The organism is Tenacibaculum aiptasiae (genome assembly GCF_008806755.1).
Classification (GTDB): domain Bacteria; phylum Bacteroidota; class Bacteroidia; order Flavobacteriales; family Flavobacteriaceae; genus Polaribacter; species Polaribacter aiptasiae.
In genome coordinates, this window is sequence record NZ_WAAU01000003.1 from 17,579 (window position 1) to 35,088 (window position 17,510).

The 17,510-nt window shown below is 30.9% G+C and carries 16 protein-coding genes and 1 tRNA gene; 8 read left to right on the plus strand and 9 right to left on the minus strand.

Annotated features, from left to right (window positions below; all coding sequences use genetic code 11):
• Positions 1–7 precede the first annotated feature (7 nt).
• Positions 8–2,842, minus strand: a complete 2,835-nt coding sequence (gene polA / locus F7018_RS00125; protein ID WP_150897947.1) for a DNA polymerase I — start codon at positions 2,840–2,842, stop codon at positions 8–10.
• Positions 2,843–3,016: 174 nt separating this feature from the next.
• On the opposite strand from polA, the gene F7018_RS00130 reads away from it, so the two are divergent.
• Positions 3,017–4,240: a metallophosphoesterase gene (locus F7018_RS00130; protein WP_150897948.1), complete on the plus strand. Its 1,224-nt coding sequence runs from the start codon at positions 3,017–3,019 to the stop codon at positions 4,238–4,240.
• Positions 4,241–4,327: 87 nt separating this feature from the next.
• Positions 4,328–4,621, plus strand: coding sequence for a thioredoxin family protein (locus F7018_RS00135; RefSeq protein ID WP_150897949.1), 294 nt, complete (start codon positions 4,328–4,330; stop codon positions 4,619–4,621).
• Here F7018_RS00135 and F7018_RS00140 read toward each other — a convergent pair.
• Both F7018_RS00140 and F7018_RS00145 read right to left on the minus strand, forming a co-directional pair.
• Positions 4,618–5,271 (minus strand): polysaccharide deacetylase family protein, encoded by a 654-nt coding sequence (locus F7018_RS00140; RefSeq protein ID WP_150897950.1) that lies wholly within the window; start codon positions 5,269–5,271, stop codon positions 4,618–4,620. The two genes, F7018_RS00135 and F7018_RS00140, sit on opposite strands and share 4 nt — an antisense overlap.
• Before the next feature lie 4 nt (positions 5,272–5,275).
• Positions 5,276–8,386: a glycosyltransferase family 117 protein gene (locus tag F7018_RS00145; RefSeq protein WP_150897951.1), complete on the minus strand. Its 3,111-nt coding sequence runs from the start codon at positions 8,384–8,386 to the stop codon at positions 5,276–5,278.
• Positions 8,387–8,570: 184 nt separating this feature from the next.
• Here F7018_RS00145 and F7018_RS00150 point away from each other — a divergent pair.
• Positions 8,571–8,641, plus strand: a tRNA-Gln gene (locus F7018_RS00150).
• Between the two features lie 58 nt (positions 8,642–8,699).
• Here F7018_RS00150 and F7018_RS00155 read toward each other — a convergent pair.
• Both F7018_RS00155 and F7018_RS00160 read right to left on the minus strand, forming a co-directional pair.
• Positions 8,700–10,343: a serine hydrolase domain-containing protein gene (locus F7018_RS00155; protein ID WP_150897952.1), complete on the minus strand. Its 1,644-nt coding sequence runs from the start codon at positions 10,341–10,343 to the stop codon at positions 8,700–8,702.
• Positions 10,344–10,401: 58 nt separating this feature from the next.
• The gene (locus F7018_RS00160; protein WP_150897953.1) at positions 10,402–11,112 is read right to left on the minus strand and encodes a helix-turn-helix domain-containing protein; all 711 of its coding nucleotides are present in this window, start codon (positions 11,110–11,112) and stop codon (positions 10,402–10,404) included.
• A gap of 170 nt (positions 11,113–11,282) precedes the next feature.
• Between F7018_RS00160 and F7018_RS00165 the strand changes: the two genes are divergently transcribed.
• The gene (locus F7018_RS00165; protein ID WP_150897954.1) at positions 11,283–11,759 is read left to right on the plus strand and encodes a DUF4252 domain-containing protein; all 477 of its coding nucleotides are present in this window, start codon (positions 11,283–11,285) and stop codon (positions 11,757–11,759) included.
• A gap of 277 nt (positions 11,760–12,036) precedes the next feature.
• Here the strand turns inward: F7018_RS00165 and F7018_RS00170 are convergent, their stop codons facing one another.
• Positions 12,037–12,237, minus strand: coding sequence for a hypothetical protein (locus F7018_RS00170; protein WP_150897955.1), 201 nt, complete (start codon positions 12,235–12,237; stop codon positions 12,037–12,039).
• Positions 12,238–12,306: 69 nt separating this feature from the next.
• The gene (locus F7018_RS00175; RefSeq protein WP_150897956.1) at positions 12,307–12,654 is read right to left on the minus strand and encodes an arsenate reductase family protein; all 348 of its coding nucleotides are present in this window, start codon (positions 12,652–12,654) and stop codon (positions 12,307–12,309) included.
• Positions 12,655–12,696: 42 nt separating this feature from the next.
• On the opposite strand from F7018_RS00175, the gene F7018_RS00180 reads away from it, so the two are divergent.
• The 4 genes from F7018_RS00180 (at position 12,697) to F7018_RS00195 (ending at position 15,537) form a co-directional block, all read left to right on the plus strand.
• On the plus strand, positions 12,697–13,152 hold the full coding sequence (locus F7018_RS00180) for a DinB family protein (RefSeq protein WP_150897957.1): 456 nt from the start codon (positions 12,697–12,699) through the stop codon (positions 13,150–13,152).
• Positions 13,153–13,165: 13 nt separating this feature from the next.
• Positions 13,166–14,314 (plus strand): cystathionine gamma-synthase, encoded by a 1,149-nt coding sequence (locus F7018_RS00185; protein ID WP_150897958.1) that lies wholly within the window; start codon positions 13,166–13,168, stop codon positions 14,312–14,314.
• 95 nt (positions 14,315–14,409) lie between these two features.
• A complete protein-coding gene (locus tag F7018_RS00190) occupies positions 14,410–15,003 on the plus strand; it encodes a TetR/AcrR family transcriptional regulator (RefSeq protein WP_246175012.1) in 594 nt (197 codons plus the stop codon).
• A 51-nt stretch (positions 15,004–15,054) separates the two neighbouring features.
• Entirely contained in the window at positions 15,055–15,537 is a 483-nt protein-coding gene (locus F7018_RS00195; protein WP_150897960.1) for an acyl-CoA thioesterase, read from the plus strand.
• A 58-nt stretch (positions 15,538–15,595) separates the two neighbouring features.
• On the opposite strand, the gene F7018_RS00200 is transcribed toward F7018_RS00195, so the two are convergent.
• Both F7018_RS00200 and fbp read right to left on the minus strand, forming a co-directional pair.
• Entirely contained in the window at positions 15,596–16,204 is a 609-nt protein-coding gene (locus tag F7018_RS00200; protein WP_150897961.1) for a superoxide dismutase, read from the minus strand.
• Between the two features lie 139 nt (positions 16,205–16,343).
• Positions 16,344–17,366 (minus strand): class 1 fructose-bisphosphatase, encoded by a 1,023-nt coding sequence (fbp, locus tag F7018_RS00205; RefSeq protein ID WP_150897962.1) that lies wholly within the window; start codon positions 17,364–17,366, stop codon positions 16,344–16,346.
• Positions 17,367–17,510: the final 144 nt, after the last annotated feature.

A 17,510-nucleotide genomic window follows, 5' to 3' on the forward strand; every position in this document is an offset into this window, starting at 1 on the left:
TTAGCTTTTAATGTGCCTCTAACCAATTTTCTCCTAAACCAACCTCAACGTCTAATGGAACTGTCATTTTAAAAGCATTTTCCATTTCTTCTTTTATAATTGGCTGAATAATCTCTAATTCATCTTTATGTGCATCAAACACCAATTCATCATGTACTTGTAACAACATTTTTGATTTGAAATTTTCTTTTTCAAATCTGTTGTGAATATTAATCATTGCAAGCTTTATAACATCTGCAGCACTACCTTGTATTGGCGCATTTACAGCATTTCGTTCGGCAGCACTACGCACAATACCATTACGAGAATTAATATCTTTCAAATATCTACGACGCCCTAAAATTGTTTCCACATAACCATTTTCACGAGCAAAATCTACTTGCTTTGATATATAGCTTTTTAACTTTGGGTATGTTTCGTAATACGTATCAATTAAGGCTTTTGCTTCTTTTCTTGATAAATCTGTTTGATTACTTAATCCAAATGCCGAAACTCCATAAATAATTCCAAAGTTTACTGTTTTAGCATTACTACGTTGCTCTCTAGTTACCTCATCGATGGCTACATTGAAAACTTTTGCAGCTGTTGAAGCATGAATATCTTCTCCATCCTGGAAAGCTTTAATCATCGTTTCTTCTTCACTTAAAGCAGCTATAATTCGTAATTCAATTTGAGAATAATCGGCAGCTAATAATACGTGATTTTCATCTCTAGGAATAAAAGCTTTTCTAACTTCTTGCCCTCTTTTTGTTCTAATTGGAATGTTCTGTAAATTCGGATTATTAGAACTCAATCTACCCGTTGCAGCCACAGCTTGAGCATATACTGTATGCACACGTCCTGTTTTAGGGTTTACCTCATTTGGCAAAGCATCTACATAAGTACTTTGTAGTTTTTTATATTGACGATATTCTAAAATATTAGCTATAATCTCATGATCTTTTGCTAATGCTGAAAGCACATCTTCTGCTGTTGAATATTGTCCCGTTTTGGTTTTTTTAGGTTTATCAACCAACTTCATGTTTTCAAACAAAACAACTCCTAATTGTTTAGGTGATGCTATATTGAACTCCTCTCCTGCTTCTTTATAAATATTTTGCTCTAATTGCTCAATATCTTTTGCTAAATCTACCGATAAAGACTTTAAAAAATCAGTATTTAAGTTAATCCCTTCTATCTCCATTGCTGTTAACACAGACACCAACGGTGCTTCAACATCTTTAAATAACCCTGTTAAGTTGCCACTTTCTAACTCCTCTGAAAAATGTTCTTTTAACTGGTATGTTATATCTGCATCCTCTACTGCATACTCACTTTGCTTTGAAAGCTCTACCTGACGCATTGACAACTGATTCTTTCCTTTTTTCCCTATTAACTCTGTAATTGATACCGGTTGATAATTCAAATAGGTTTCTGAAAGTACATCCATATTATGGCGCATATCTGGATTTATCAAATAATGCGCAATCATAGTATCAAACAATTTTCCTTTTACAGGCATATTGTAATTTGACAATACTTTGATATCGTATTTTAAATTATGTCCTACTTTTTCTATGCTATCATTTTCAAAAAACGGTCTGAATTCTTCAAGTATCGTTTGTGTTTCTTCTTGGTCTTCTGGAAATGTAACATAATACCCTTTCTTTTCCTCCCAAGAAAAAGCAATACCTATTAACTCAACTTCTAAAGCTTTTAATCCAGTAGTTTCTGTATCAAAACACACCGATTTCTGTTGCATTAATTTATTCAACAACAGTTTCCTAGACACTGGTGTATTTATTAATTGGTAAAAGTGATTTGTATTATCAATAGTTCTAAAACCATTAATGTTATTTTCTTCACTAACTTTTCCAGTTCCTGGTGCTGCAAACAAATCAAACTGACCTGTATTGTTAGCTCCATCTGCTACTGTTTTTTTAGTTGTTTTACTTGAACTTTCTTCAGCTACAGGTTTTTCTCCAAATGTTTTTAAGAAGTTATCACTTAAGCGTCTAAATTCTAACTCATTAAATATTTCTGTTGTTTTTTGAATATCTGGTTGTTCAAAAATCAATTTATCCTGTTCTAATTCAACAGGCACATCTAACATTATGGTTGCTAATTTTTTAGAAAGTAATCCTAGTTCGGCATTTGCTTCTACTTTCTCCTTCATCTTTCCTTTTAGCTCGTGGGTATTTGCTAGCAAGCCTTCCATAGTTCCATAGGCAGCAAGGAATTTTTTAGCTGTTTTTTCTCCTACTCCTGGCAGTCCTGGGATGTTATCAGCTGAATCTCCCATCATACCCAAGTAATCTATGACTTGTTCTGGGGTTTCTACACCAAATTTTGTTTTTACTTCCTCAATCCCCCATTTCTCATAACCATTTCCCATTCTTGGTGGACGGTACATAAAAATGTTATCTGAAACCAATTGAGCAAAATCCTTATCAGGTGTAACCATATAAGTTTGTAAACCTTCTTTCTCTGCTTTTTTTGCTAAGGTTCCTATAATATCATCCGCTTCGTACCCTTCTTTTACAATTGCAGGAATATTCATTGCTTCCAATATCTTTTCAATATATGGAACAGCTATTTTAATAGCTTCTGGTGTTTCTTGTCTATTCGCTTTATACTCAGGAAAAGCTTCTACTCTATCTACACTTCCTCCTCTATCAAAACAAACAGCTAAATAATCTGGTTTCTCACGCTTTATTACATCAATTAAAGAATTTGTAAATCCTAAAATTGCCGATGTATCCATTCCTTTTGAATTAATACGTGGATTTTTTATAAAAGCATAATATCCTCTGAATATTAGTGCAAATGCATCAAGTAAAAAAAGTCGTTTTTGTTCTGCCATTTTATTATTTAAAGCCTAATGAAATAAATTACTGATATAGATTGAATTAAGAAAAATAACCTATAGAAATAGTTCCTGCGAACTCCGTTTGTAAAGCTACAAAACTTTAACAAGATGTTAAAAATTGATTTTTTAGAATCCCCCTATCTTTGTTCGACTTAAAAAAACATAAATATGTCTCGTTGGCTTATAACAATCATTATCATTTCGTTACTTATTATTTTACTTGAAACTTATGCTTTTCAAGCCATTAAAACAGTAACTAAAAATAAGTTTACTCGTTACGGATGGTTACTCTTCGGAGTTTTAGCATACGTCAACTTTTTTTATGTAATTTTTACTTCCGATAGAAGCTCTGGTCAAACCAAGCAATTTCAATGGGCATTTGGTTTTTTACTACTAGCTTTAGTTCCTAAATTATTTATTTTATTGTTTATGCTAGGAGAAGATTTAGTAAGATGGATTCAAAAAGCTATCTCGTATTTTTCCTCAAATGACACTAAAGAACTGACTGGAAGAAGAAGTTTTATTGCCAAATTAGCTTTAGGTATTGCTGCCATTCCTTTTGCAAGTTTACTTTATGGAATTTTTAAAGGCAAATACAATTATAAAGTACTTAAATATCAATTAAAATTTAGTGATTTACCTGATGCTTTCGATGGTTTTACTATTACTCAAATTACCGATATTCATTCTGGTAGTTTTACTAATAAAGAAGAAATTCAATATGGTGTTGATTTAATAAACGAGCAAAAATCAGATGTAATTTTATTTACTGGTGATATTGTAAACAATTTTGCTACTGAAATGGATAACTGGATTGACACTTTTAAACAATTAGAAGCTCCTTCGGGAAAATATTCTATCCTTGGAAATCATGATTATGGTGATTATTCAAAATGGGATAGCAAAGAAGAGAAAACTGCAAATTTTGACGCCATTAAAGGAATTCATCCTAAAATTGGTTTTGACTTATTACTAAATGAGAATAGATATCTTGAAAAAGATGGTCAAAAAATAGCTTTAATTGGTGTAGAAAACTGGGGAAAAGGTTTTAATCAAGCTGGCGATTTACAAAAGGCTTCTGAAGGAATTAATAAAGACGATTTTAAAATATTAATGAGTCACGACCCTAGCCACTGGGAATATAAAGTTAAAAAAGACGATTTTAACTACCAGTTAACCTTAAGTGGTCATACTCACGGTTTACAGTTTGGTATAGAAATCCCAGGATTTATCAAATGGAGCCCTGCCAAGTATGTTTACAAGCAATGGGCTGGTTTATATGAGGAATTTGGACGCTATATTAACGTAAATAGAGGTTTTGGATACCATGCTTTTCCTGGAAGAGTGGGTATTTGGCCAGAAATTACTGTAATTGAGTTAAAAAAAGCCTGATTTTTAAAGGAATTTAAACAAATGTTAATATCTATTTAAAAAAAAATCGGTAATTTTGATAAATTTTTTATATAAAACTTTATAGAAATGACAAAGTTTGGTGAAATTATAAGTATTGACAAACCTGTTTTAATTGACTTTTATACAGATTGGAGCGAGGTAGAACCTAGCTTAGACACACTTCGTGATGTCGCTGCTGCTTTAGGAGACAAAGCTAAAGTTATTAAAATAGACATTAAAAAGAATGAAGTTCTTGCTGATGCTTTGCGCGTTAAAGGAAACCCAACTTTTATGATTTATAAAGATGGTGAAATGAAATGGCGCCAGACCGGTGAGCAAGATGCTAACACTTTAATTGGCTTAGTACAACAGTACGTTTAAAGTATAGCCTTAAATTCATACCCCTTTTTTGTATATTCTTCTAAAAACCTTGGAAGAGCATAATACAGCCTGCCACTTGCTTTTATGCTATCATGAAAAACGATAACACTTCCTTTTTCAGTATTATCTAACACGTTTTTTAAGCATTTTTCTTTAGTTACTGAGGTGTCAAAATCTGCAGAAAGGACATCCCACATTATAACCCTATACCCTTTTTTAAGTATATCATTTGCTTGTTTTGCTTTTATCTTACCGTAAGGAGGTCTAAACAATTTTGTTTCGTTAGACTCCTTTATTTTAGAAATCTCATTGTTAATAATCTCTTCACAAAGCTCAACATTCTTTATATAATCTTCTTGATTCGTTTTCCAACCATTTAAATGATTAAATGTATGGTTCCCTACCGAATGTCCTTCTTTTACTATTCGTGAAAAAACTATTGGGTGTTTTCTAACATTATCACCAATGCAAAAAAAGGTTGCTTTTGCATTATATTTTTGCAATTCATCTAATACAAACTCTGTAACCTCAGGAATAGGACCATCATCAAAAGTTAAATAAATTTCTTTTTTATTAGAAGAAAAACACCACGTATACTTAGAAAATATCTTTTTAAGTATACGTGGTGTTTTTATAAAATACAACCTCATTAATTTAAGGTTTTATAGAATCTAATTGTTGCATAAATCGCTCATTTTCTTCTGTTGATGATGGATTAAACAAACCTTCATGAACTAAATAATCTTTAAGCGCTTTTTTTCCATATTCTGTATCATCATAACGCATTATCTGCTGCATTACATTTTGATACATATATAAGTACGTTTCTATATTCTCTTTTACTAAATCTAAGTCTTCATAGTTAAACGTATGATAGTACTTTAATTTTTGTTGGAAAATATTTGTCAACGTTTCTGATGTTTCTCTGGCCTTATCAATATCTCCCATGCGGTAATATAACTCAGGGTACCCTAAAGAAATACTATAATGATCAAAGTCTTTAATTGGCATTTTGTATAATGATAAATCTAGTACATCTTTTGCTTTTACCGAGTCTCCTTGTTTCATAAACTCTTCTGATAATCGCATTAAGTTGTTTCTAATTGATATTGCATTACGCTTACTTTGCTCATCTAAATAGATTTTACCATTATTAATGGTTTTCCAATCCCATTTTTTAACATTAGCATACATTTTTTCTGGGTCAATACGCCCCATATCAAATATAGACTTTCCTTTGTTTGGTGTTTTTATTGGTACTAGTTTATATGCCATTCCATCTAGCTGTAAATAGTCTTTTAACCAAATATACTCTTCATCTGCATTTGCTCCTCCTGTAAAATAAATTGGGCGTTTCCAATCGAAATTATTTAAGATATCTAACATTAAAATTCTATTCTTTGTTAGCCCTTGCTCATCGACAGTAATATCTATATATGGTAAAATTTTATCGGCATCTTTTTTAGCTACCAATCCAGTTTTTAATACATTTTCTTTATTTACTGGAATTCTAATTCTATTTAATGGATAAAATTTTTCTTTAGAATCTTCTCCTGTTTCTAAATATGTTCTATCACTATCACTAGAAATCCAACGCATAAAGGTATCTATTGGCCAAATTGAATCTTTCAATTGTGGTAATGGATAATAATATGCTACATCTAAAGTTCCATACTTATATTGGTCATGTGTTAATTTTGATGGTATCGGATCAGCATCATAGGTTTTCTTTTTCATTTGATCTATATACCAATCTGTTTGAAAAAGACTTGTATTTACAATCTTAATATCAGGTCGAACACCTTCTACTTGTTGCATATACCATAATGGGAACGTATCGTTATCTCCAATAGTAAATATAATTGCATTCGGATCGCAACTTTCTAAATAAGTTTGTGCATTTAACTGTGCAATATATCTGTCTGCCCTATCATGGTCATCCCAGTTTTGAGCTCCCATTAATACTGGTACTGCTAGTAAAGAAACTACCGATACCGCTATAGCTACTGCTCTTTTATTCGCATAATTCTTAAAATATTCATACAGCGCTAACACTCCAAATCCTATCCAAATAGCAAATACATAAAACGAACCTACTACTGCATAATCTCTTTCTCTTGGTTCAAATGGCTTTGGATTAGTATAGAATATAATTGCAAACCCTGTGAATGCAAAAAACATTGCTAGTGTATATAAATTCTTTTTATCCTTCTTAGCCTGATATAATAACCCAATTAATCCTAAAATTAATGGTAAAAAGAAATAGGTATTACGTCCTTTATTATTCTTTACATCATCTGGTAAGTTTTTTTGCGAACCTAAACGAGCTTCATCAATAAAATTAATTCCACTTAACCAGTTTCCTGACTCTATATCTAAATGTCCTTGTATATCATTTTGACGACCTACAAAATTCCACATAAAATAACGCCCGTACATATAACCGAACTGATAATCGATCATAAATTTCATATTTTCTATAAAGGTTGGACGTCTTTTACTTCTTGCAGGTATTCCTGCTATTCTTTTATAATGCTGTTCCGAACCAGGAGCCACCATTCTTGGTATAAACCCTTTGTGTTTACTTGAGTAATTTGGTAATATATTTTTATATTTATTTACAATTACATATTTCCCGTCCTTCTTTTCGTATTTAGGCTTATCGTCTTTATATGGTTTCTCTGAATCTAATTCTCCATCATAAGATACAGAATAGTATTTATCGTAAAACACATTTGCATCTCCATATTGTTCACGATTATAATACGCTAACAACTCTCTCGCACTTGATGGATTATTTTCATTAATTACTGTATCTGCGTTTGCACGTATTGGTAACATTAACCATGATGAAAAACCAATCATGATAAACAATATCGACAACACTAAAGTATTTCCTGTTACTAAACCTTTTTTACGAGTATAATTTAATCCAAAATAGAACATTGCAATTAATACTATTCCGGCTATAATAGTTCCTGAATTATACGGTAATCCTATTTGGTTAATAAAGAAAAGTTCTGATACACTAAAGAACTTAAGTGTGAACGGAAATAAAAACTTAAATACAAATGCCAATACTAATATTGAAACTACCGTTGCTATTGCTGTAGTTTTTACATTGATATCTTTATACGTTTTAAAGAAGTATAATAATACTATTGATGGTATTACTAATAACGATAATATATGTACTCCAAACGAAAGTCCTACAACAAAGCTTATTAATACTAGCCATTTATTACCTCTTGGTGTATTAATTTCACTTTCCCAACGTAATCCTAACCAAAATAACAACGCCATTAAAAATGATGACATTGCATATACCTCACCTTCTACTGCACTAAACCAAAAACTATCTGAGAATGTATATGCTAAAGCTCCAACTACTCCACTTCCTAAAACAGCTATAGCTGCACTTTTACTAAACTCACCATTTCTAGTGGCCATTTTCTTAGCCAAGTCAGTTATAGTCCAAAACATAAACAAAATAGTAAATGCACTTGCTAAGCCCGACATAAAGTTTACCATCATAGCCCACTGACTAGGGTCGCTGGTAAACATTGCAAAGAAAGCTCCTAGCATTTGAAATAAGGGTGCTCCAGGTGGATGACCTACTTCTAATTTTACTGCTGTAGAGATATATTCACCACAATCCCATGAGCTCACGGTAGGTTCTAATGTTAAAGTATAAGTGATTAATGCCACTGCAAATGTAACCCAACCTAAAATTGTGTTCCATTTTTTGTAGTTAAATTCGTCCATAGATTTTTAATAAAGTTATTGCGAATGTACTAATAACTAGTCTGTTTTTGTTTCTAGCAAAAATATAATTTTGATTATATTTGTAGTGATGTAAATCAGATAATTTTCTGTTAAAGAAAAAAAATCAAAAAAAGTTTTGTGTAAACGAAAAAAGTATGTAAATTTGCATCCGCAATCACGCAATTGGCCTATGGTGTAATGGTAACACACCGGTTTTTGGTACCGATATTCAAGGTTCGAGTCCTTGTAGGCCAACTAAAAAGACTTAACAAATAATGTTAAGTCTTTTTTTTGTTATATATTTTGATTCTTTTTACTTCTTTTCAATTACCGAAGGCAGTATATATCCCTTTATAATCTTATCTGCATTAAGGTGAGCAATGGGGTTATTATACGCAGAAGAAGTTATAACTACCACAAATGGAATGTCTTTAAAAATAAAAATCTTGTTTCCGCCTCTTCCACTACAAAAAGAAACCTCGTAACTCTTGCCTTGTACTTTGTATTCTTTATTCCAAAAAAGATAACCATAGTAACCGTTTTCTATCCCTGCATTAATTTGGCTAACTTGTTTTGATAAACTTTTATCTACCCATTCTTTGGTTAGAATCTGTTTTCCATTCCACATTCCTTTATTCTTATATAATTGACCATACTTTGCAAAATCAATAGCTCTTAATTGTATTCCTCCAGCTGTGTTTCCTACTTTTTGTGGAGTGTATTGCCATTTATAGTTAGTTATATTTAATGGTTTAAATAATTTTTCTTCTGCATAAGACACCAATCCTTTTGGAACCGATTTATGAATAACATCTCCCAAAACAACGACTCCTGCTGTAAAATAAGAAAAATCTTTCCCTATTCTTTTTTTCTTTCCCATAGGTAAATCAAGTGAGAATTTAACCCAATTACTCGTTGGATACATCTTCTCTTCATTTCCTATACTATTGTAATTACTATCATCTCCAACAAATCCTGAACTCATTGTTAAGAGAGATTTTAATGTTACCGAGTCTTTCTTTTTACTATAATTTTCAAAAGATTGTAAATCATAAAAATCTTTCAACAATACATTTTCACTTTGTATATAATTTTCTTTAATTGCTATTCCTAATACTGTAGAAGCAAATGATTTTCCTACCGACCTTGCATCATGCAAACTATCTCTAGTTTCTCCATTAAAATATTCTTCTATTAACAATTGGTTGTCTTTTATAACTACAATCCCATTGATATCTTCAAATCTTTTTTCTGTTATTTTTCTATTTAAATCCTCTATCTTTTTTACATTAAAAGTACTTTTTGATAATTCCCATCCACTATTCGGTTGTATTTTTTGAACAGGAATCAAACTTTCATTCACGGGAATTTTAGCCACCTCAACGGTAATATTTCCTTTAGCTAACAATGGACCTACTTTTAATGTTTCTGTTTTTACATAAGGTCGAACCTCAAAACCTAAAGAATGTTTACTTCCTACCAATACATCTTGTCCTCCACTTAGTTTCATGAATTTCATCCACATAAACCAACCCCAAAAATCAATTTGTTCTGGATACATTAAAGGAATAAAGTGTTTTCTTTTTTTGGTTTTAAAGTCAACTGTTCCTGCTCCTTTGTTTAAATTCTCAGTATGTATCTTTTTTCCATCTACTATAATTGAAAACTGAAAGTTTCCTTTATTTAGTAATTGATCATCTCTTAAATTAGGAGCTAACAATTTAAGACTTTCAATAAGAGGTTTATCTAATGCAAAGTGAATATTTAAGTATTTGTCCTTATGTAAAGTGAAACTGTTAGTGTAATTTTTTGAAGTTATTTTACTTTTTTGAAAATCAATTTTGGAGAAAAATAATTTTCCAGTTGCTATTTCTTCAGATTTTTTTTGTGCGAAACTTATCGTATTGTTAGAAATAAATAAACATACAACAAGCACTAAGTAATAATTCAATCTCATGTTTTTAATTTAAATTTTCAACAAACATATATTCACACAAGACAGCAATAGCTCCAAACTATAAAATGGCACTCATTTTTAGTTGTTCTGAAGTGTTTTTTATTGATTTTTTATAAGCTAAAGGAGTAACGCCTTTTATATTTTTAAACACCCTATTAAAAGTTGTTTTTGAATTAAAACCACATTCAAAAGATAAACCTAACAGTGTTATATGATTGTATTTTTCGTTACGCATTTTTTCTATTACTGCTTCTACCCTGTATTCATTTACAAAATCAGAGAAATTCTTATTCAACCCATCATTAATTACTTTTGATAGAATATGCGGAGTCATATTTAGATTCTCTGCTAAAGATTTTAATGTTAGATCAGGATTTAGATAAAACTGGTTTGCTACCATCTGTTCTTTTAACCATGATGCTTTTTTGTAGATTTCTTCTGATGGTTTTTCTTTTTTTATAGTGTCCTCACTATTTTTAAGCGGTACTGTTTCCGGTTTTAAAAAGATTTTAGCACCAAGGCGAGTCGCTATAAAAAAGATGGATGCTACAGAACTTAACTTAAAAATAAATACTACTGAACTACTAATACTATAAGGAGCCCACAAAAACGAAAAGAATGCAAATACAATGACAACCTTATACATCCATTTTAAAATATAAACATCTTTTGGCTCAAATCTTTTATTTAACCAAGAATGATAAATCCTATAGGTAAAAAGGTAAATAACGGAGAATAGTACAACTGCAAAAATAATTTTTTTAGCCATGGAAAAGGTTTATAGTTAAGACTATAAATCCTTCTTTTTGTTACAAGTTTACAACTCATTATCAACAGCTTGCATCTAATCAAATTTAGCTTCATAATTTTCCAAAATTATTTTTATTGTAACAAATTTTAAAGCTGGTCGTCTCCCTTGTAAAACTAAAACAAACCATTATGAAACGAATTTTAACAGCATTATTCTGCTTTTTCTTAGTAAGCTTATCTGCACAAGAAGCCAAGTTCAAACAATTTTACAAGAGTCATAAAGACAAATCTGCTTTTTCTATAAACTTATCTAGCTCTTTTGCTGGTTCTTTTTTAGATGACACTGATAATAAAGAATTAAAAAATCTTTTAGAGCAATCAAGCGACTTTAAGGTTATGATATTTAATAACAACAACAATGATGTTTCAAAAGATTTTAGACGTTTTTCTAGAAAAAACAGTTTAAAAACTTTGGTAAGAGCTAAAGATAAAGGCAGTAAAGCAGAAATTTTATTCTTAGAAAAGAAGGGATATGTAAGAGAAATTATTGTAAGAGCTAGTGGCGATAGCGATAAATTAGTATTATTAGGTATTAAAACTAAAATTACAAAAGACGAATTAGCTAGCTTATTAGCTTCTTCTAAAAACAAAGTGGCTTCTAGATAAAAGCAAACACTAGTACTTTTATATCTTTAAAGTACAGCAACTACTTTGAATAACTATATTTATATAAATACCATAACGGTAATTATTTAAACAATACAACGAGGGTTATAATGTCTTTATAACCCTCGTTATTCTTTTAGTATCATTAGGCTTACCAAAACACTTTGCTTATAAGCAAAATACTTCTTTCACTAGTAACAAAATATTCTTCATTCGAAGCTTTGTTTATTCTTCCGATAAGAAGAGTTTCAAAAGCTTATGGTTAAAAATATTTTATTTAGTCTTTCTTCTTTTCTGATTCTTTTAATTTCCCAGAAAACAAATAATATAACCACATCACAAAGCCAAAACCAGCACTCAATATATAATCTATACTCTCTACATTTTGCCCTTTTATCATTGCAAAAAGATATTTTACAATTACTGAGACTAAGCAGAACACTATCAAATACACTAAATATCTTATTATTCTATTCATTTTTTTCTAAAAACAAAAAAACCACCTCATTACTAAAGCAGTTTTTAATATTTATTCTTTAAAAAAGTCTTAATTCACCCTTTCTTTTAAAGCCTCTACTACTTTTTTACTGTTTCCTATAAAAATCTCATTGTCTACAATAAAAACTGGACGCTTTAAAAATGTGTATTCTTCTAAAATAAATTGACGATAATCAGTTTCCGTTAAGTTCTGATTTTTTAAATCTCTTTCCTTGTATAACTTTGCTCTTTTATTAAATAAACTCTCATAGCTATCCGTTAATTTTCGCATTTCTTCTAATTGCTCAACAGTTATAGCTTTGGTTTTTATTTCTTGCTTTTCAAAACCGTCAATATTTACTTCTTTTAAAATTCTACGGCAAGTATCACAAGTTTGTAAAAAATAAACTTTCTTCATGGGTAAATAATTATCTTTGAGCTAGCTAAAATAAGTAGAAAAATGAACAAACAATTTGAAGTTTTAAAAAAATCAAGAGAATTAGTTTTAAAAAAAATAGAAGGTTTATCAAGTGAGCAATTACATAAAATTCCAGAAGGATTTAAAAACAATATTGCTTGGAATGTAGCCCATTTAGTAGTAACTCAGCAGTTATTACATTATAAGTTATCTGGATTAAACTGCTTAGCTTCAGATGAATTAATTGAAAAATACAGAAAAGGTACTTTTCCTACGAAAGTATTTACTGAAGAAGAATTTGATGAAGTAAAAGATTTATTAATTGGTTTACCAGATACTTTAAAAGAAGATTTTGAAGCTGGAATTTTTACAAGCTATACTACTTACGAAACTAGTACAGGGTTTGTTTTAGATTCTATTGAAAGTGCTATTGCCTTTAATAATTTACATGAAGGTATTCATTTAGGTAATATCATGGCTTTAACTAAGTTGGTATAAAACAAAGCAGCGCATGAAATTTAACACCAAAGCCATACATGGAGGTCAAAAGCATGAGGAGTCTACAGGCGCTGTAATGACTCCCATTTTTCAAACCTCAACATATGCACAAGCCAGTCCGGGAGTACATAAAGGTTATGAATATTCTAGAGGTGCAAATCCAACGAGAACTGCATTAGAAAATTCGTTTGCAGCATTGGAAAACGGAACACATGGTTTTGCATTTGCATCAGGATTAGCTGCTATTGACTGTGTTTTAAGAACTTTAAAACCTGGTGATGAAGTTATTGCTGGTGATGATATTTATGGTGGTACTTACCGTATGTTTATGAGACTATTTAAAAACTACGGGTTAAATTTTCAGTTTGTAAGCATGGATGAAATAGCTAATGTAACCAATGCTATTTCTAACAACACCAAATTAATATGGATTGAAACACCAACCAATCCGTTAATGAAAATTGCAGATATCGCTGCAATTACCAAAGCTGTAAAAGCAAAAAACGCTAATATTTTAATAGGTGTTGATAATACTTTTGCAACACCTTATTTACAACGCCCTTTAGATTTAGGAGTAGACATTGTAATGCATTCGGCAACAAAATACTTAGGAGGTCATTCCGATCTTGTTATGGGTGCTTTGATGGTAAAAGATGCTGAACTTGCTAAAGAGTTACATTTTATACAGTTTGCAGCCGGTGCTATTGCTGGACCAATGGATTCGTTCTTAGCTTTAAGAGGTGTTAAAACTTTACACTTGCGTATGCAGCGCCATTGTGAAAACGGAAAAGCTGTTGCTGAATTTTTGAATGCCCACCCAAAGGTTAGCGATGTTTATTACCCAGGGTTAGAAAGCCATCCGAATCATGAAATTGCTAAAAAGCAAATGGATGATTTTGGTGGAATGGTTTCTTTCCGTTTAAAAGATGAAAGTAAAGAAGCAGCGCTTTCTTTTTTAGAAAATACTAAAGTTTTTACGCTTGCTGAATCTTTAGGTGGTGTAGAAAGTTTGGTAAGCCACCCTATAACAATGACACATGCATCGATACCAGAAGCTGAACGTTTAAAGTTAGGAATTACGAATTCATTAATTCGTTTAAGCATTGGAATAGAAGATATTGACGATTTATTAGCTGATTTATCACAAGCTTTAGAGATATAAAATTGACAACTCCTCATAGTAAGGAGTTGTTTTTTATTACAAAAAATACCGATTGGTATATTTTTTATATATTTACACTTTAATCTAGTACTATTGTGTCTAAATCAGAGAAAACAAAAGCTTTTATTATTGAAACGGTTGCTCCAATATTCAACAAGAATGGGTATTCGGCAATGAGTTTATCAAAAATAACTCAAGCTACTGGTTTAACAAAAGGTGCTATTTATGGTCATTTTGAAAACAAAGAAGAGCTAGCCATTGAAGCTTTTCGTTTTTCTGTAAGAAATGTTTTAAAAGATTTAAATGCACATATTAATAAAGACGCTTCTCCTATAGAAAAGTTATATAACATTGCTTCTTTTTACGAAAACTATTATAACTATAGTAAACAATTTGGAGGTTGCCCTATTTTAAACATTGGAGTAGATTCTAACAATCAAAATACGGCTATTTCTAATTTAGTTCGCTCTTATAATACTCGAATTTTAGAACAATTTTCTTTATTAATTGAAGCTGGAAAGCAAGCTAATGAAATCAAACCTACTATAGATAATGCTACTTATGCAAAACGTTTTTTTTATATGATTGAAGGTGCTGTATACATGTCATATATAATGAAAGACCCTAGTTTTCTTACAGATTTATCATTAACCATGAAACAGATTATACAACAAGATTTACAACTATAACTATTTTTTTAATTAAAAATATACCAATTGGTATATTTAAACTTATTTACTATGGAATTACCAAAAATTTTAGAAAGCAAAACAAAAATAAGGTTTCAAGACTGCGATCCTTTTAACCATTTAAACAATGCTTCGTACTTTAATTATCTTATCAATGCTAGAGAAGATCAGCTAATTGAAAATTACAATTTAGACATCTATGCTCATGGGAAAAACAAAGGAAAAAGCTGGGTAGTAGCTTCTCATCAAATTTCTTATTTGAAACCTGCTACTCTAATGGAAACTGTTACTATAGATTCACAATTAATTAATTACGGAGATAGAAAATTGTTAGTTGAAATTCGTATGTGGAATGAGGCAAAAACTGAATTGAAAGCGGTTTTATGGAGCTCTTTTGCCTATTTTAACTTAGTACAGTTAGCTTCTGAAAAGCATTCTGAAGATTTATTAAATTTATTTGAAAGTGTAGTTTTACCTGTAGAAGAAACCTCTTTTGAAGAAAGAATTAAAAGCTTACGTTTTCAAAAAGTATAAGCATAAAAAACCCGCTAATAGCGGGTTTTATTTTATATGTTGGCTAATAACTTTGTTATTATTTAGCTTCTGCATATCTTCTTTCAACCTCGTTCCAGTTGATTACTTTAAAGAAAGCATCAATATAATCAGGACGACGGTTTTGGTAGTTTAAGTAGTAAGCGTGCTCCCAAACATCTAATCCTAAGATTGGCGTTCCACCACAAGTTACACCTGGCATTAATGGGTTGTCTTGGTTTGGAGTAGAACAAACTTCTACTTTTCCTCCTTTGTGAACACATAACCAAGCCCATCCAGAACCAAATTGAGTTGCAGCAGCCTTAGAAAAAGCATCGATAAAAGCTTCTTTAGAACCAAACTCAGCTTCGATAGCGTCTTTTAATTCTCCTGATAAATATCCTCTATCTTCTGGGTTCATTACTGTCCAGAATAAAGAGTGGTTGTAAAATCCACCTCCATTATTACGAACAGCTCCGTTGCTCATATCTAAGTTTGTTAAAATATCTTCAATAGACTTTCCTTCTAAATCAGTTCCTTCAATAGCAGCGTTTAACTTAGTTGTATATCCGTTATGGTGCTTACCATGGTGAATTTCCATCGTTCTTGCATCTATATGTGGTTCTAATGCATCGTAAGCATATCCTAATTCTGGTAATTCAAAAGCCATAATTATTTGTTTTTTAATAGTTTAAAATTTCGTTTTTCCGATTGTAAATTTAACTCAAAAAAATAAGGCAAACAACCGTTTGCCTTATTGAAAATTTATTTAACTATAAGTTATATCAATCTTATTGTTTTAATGCGTTTTAGTAATTCGCGTCCTCTGGATATTTAGCCATAAATTCTTCTGCTTTTTCAACCATGTTGGTACTTCCACAGAAAAAAGGTACTCTTTGGTGTAATTCAGTTGGTTCTAAATCTAAAATTCTTCTGTAACCATCAGTTGCCTTACCTCCTGCTTGTTCTGCTAAAAATGCCATTGGATTACATTCATATAACAAACGTAATTTTCCTTTAGGTCCAATAGTACTTGTTGGGTACATATAAATACCTCCTTTTAACATATTTCTATGGAAATCAGAAACCAATGAACCAATATACCTAGAAGTATAAGGTCTGTTTTCCTTTTCCTCTTGGCAGTATTTTAAATATTCTTTTACTCCTTGTGGAAAATGTACATAGTTTCCTTCATTTATAGAATATATAGATCCTTGCTCAGGAATTTTAATATTAGGATGTGACAAATAAAAAGTTCCGATAGCTGGATTTAAGGTAAATCCACTTACTCCATTACCTGTTGTAAACACTAAAATTGTAGAAGTTCCATAAGCAACATAACCAGCTGCTACTTGCTCTGACCCTTTTTGTAAAAAATCTTCTTTAGTTACCGGTGTTCCTTCTGGAGACACTCTTCTGTATATAGAGAAAATAGTACCTACAGATACATTTACATCAATATTCGACGATCCATCTAAAGGGTCCATTAACAATACATACTTGTTATCGTTTCCTTTATTCTTTCCTTCAACAACAATATAATCGTCTTCTTCTTCGCTCCCAATTCCACAAACTATTTCTCTATTAATAAGAGTTTGTTTAAATAAATCGTTTGCTAAAACATCTAATTTTTGCTGAGTTTCCCCTTGTACATTTATATCTCCTGAAGCTCCGGTAATATCAACCAAACCAGCTTTTCTAATTTCGTGATTTACTACTTTTGCCGCTAATCTTATCGAGTTTATTAAACGAGAAAGCTCTCCAGAAGAGTATTTAAAATGATTTTGGTTATCAATAATATACTCGCCAAGGGTCATGTGTTTGTTATTCATCTCAAATTTTTGTGTGTTGCGTATGTCTGCACAAAGATGCTACCTTTTTGGGGTTACTACAACGATTTCGTTTATATTTTTTTAGAATATTAGCTATCAATTGATAGTCGCTAATACTCTTATATAAAGAAACAAATATTTTTT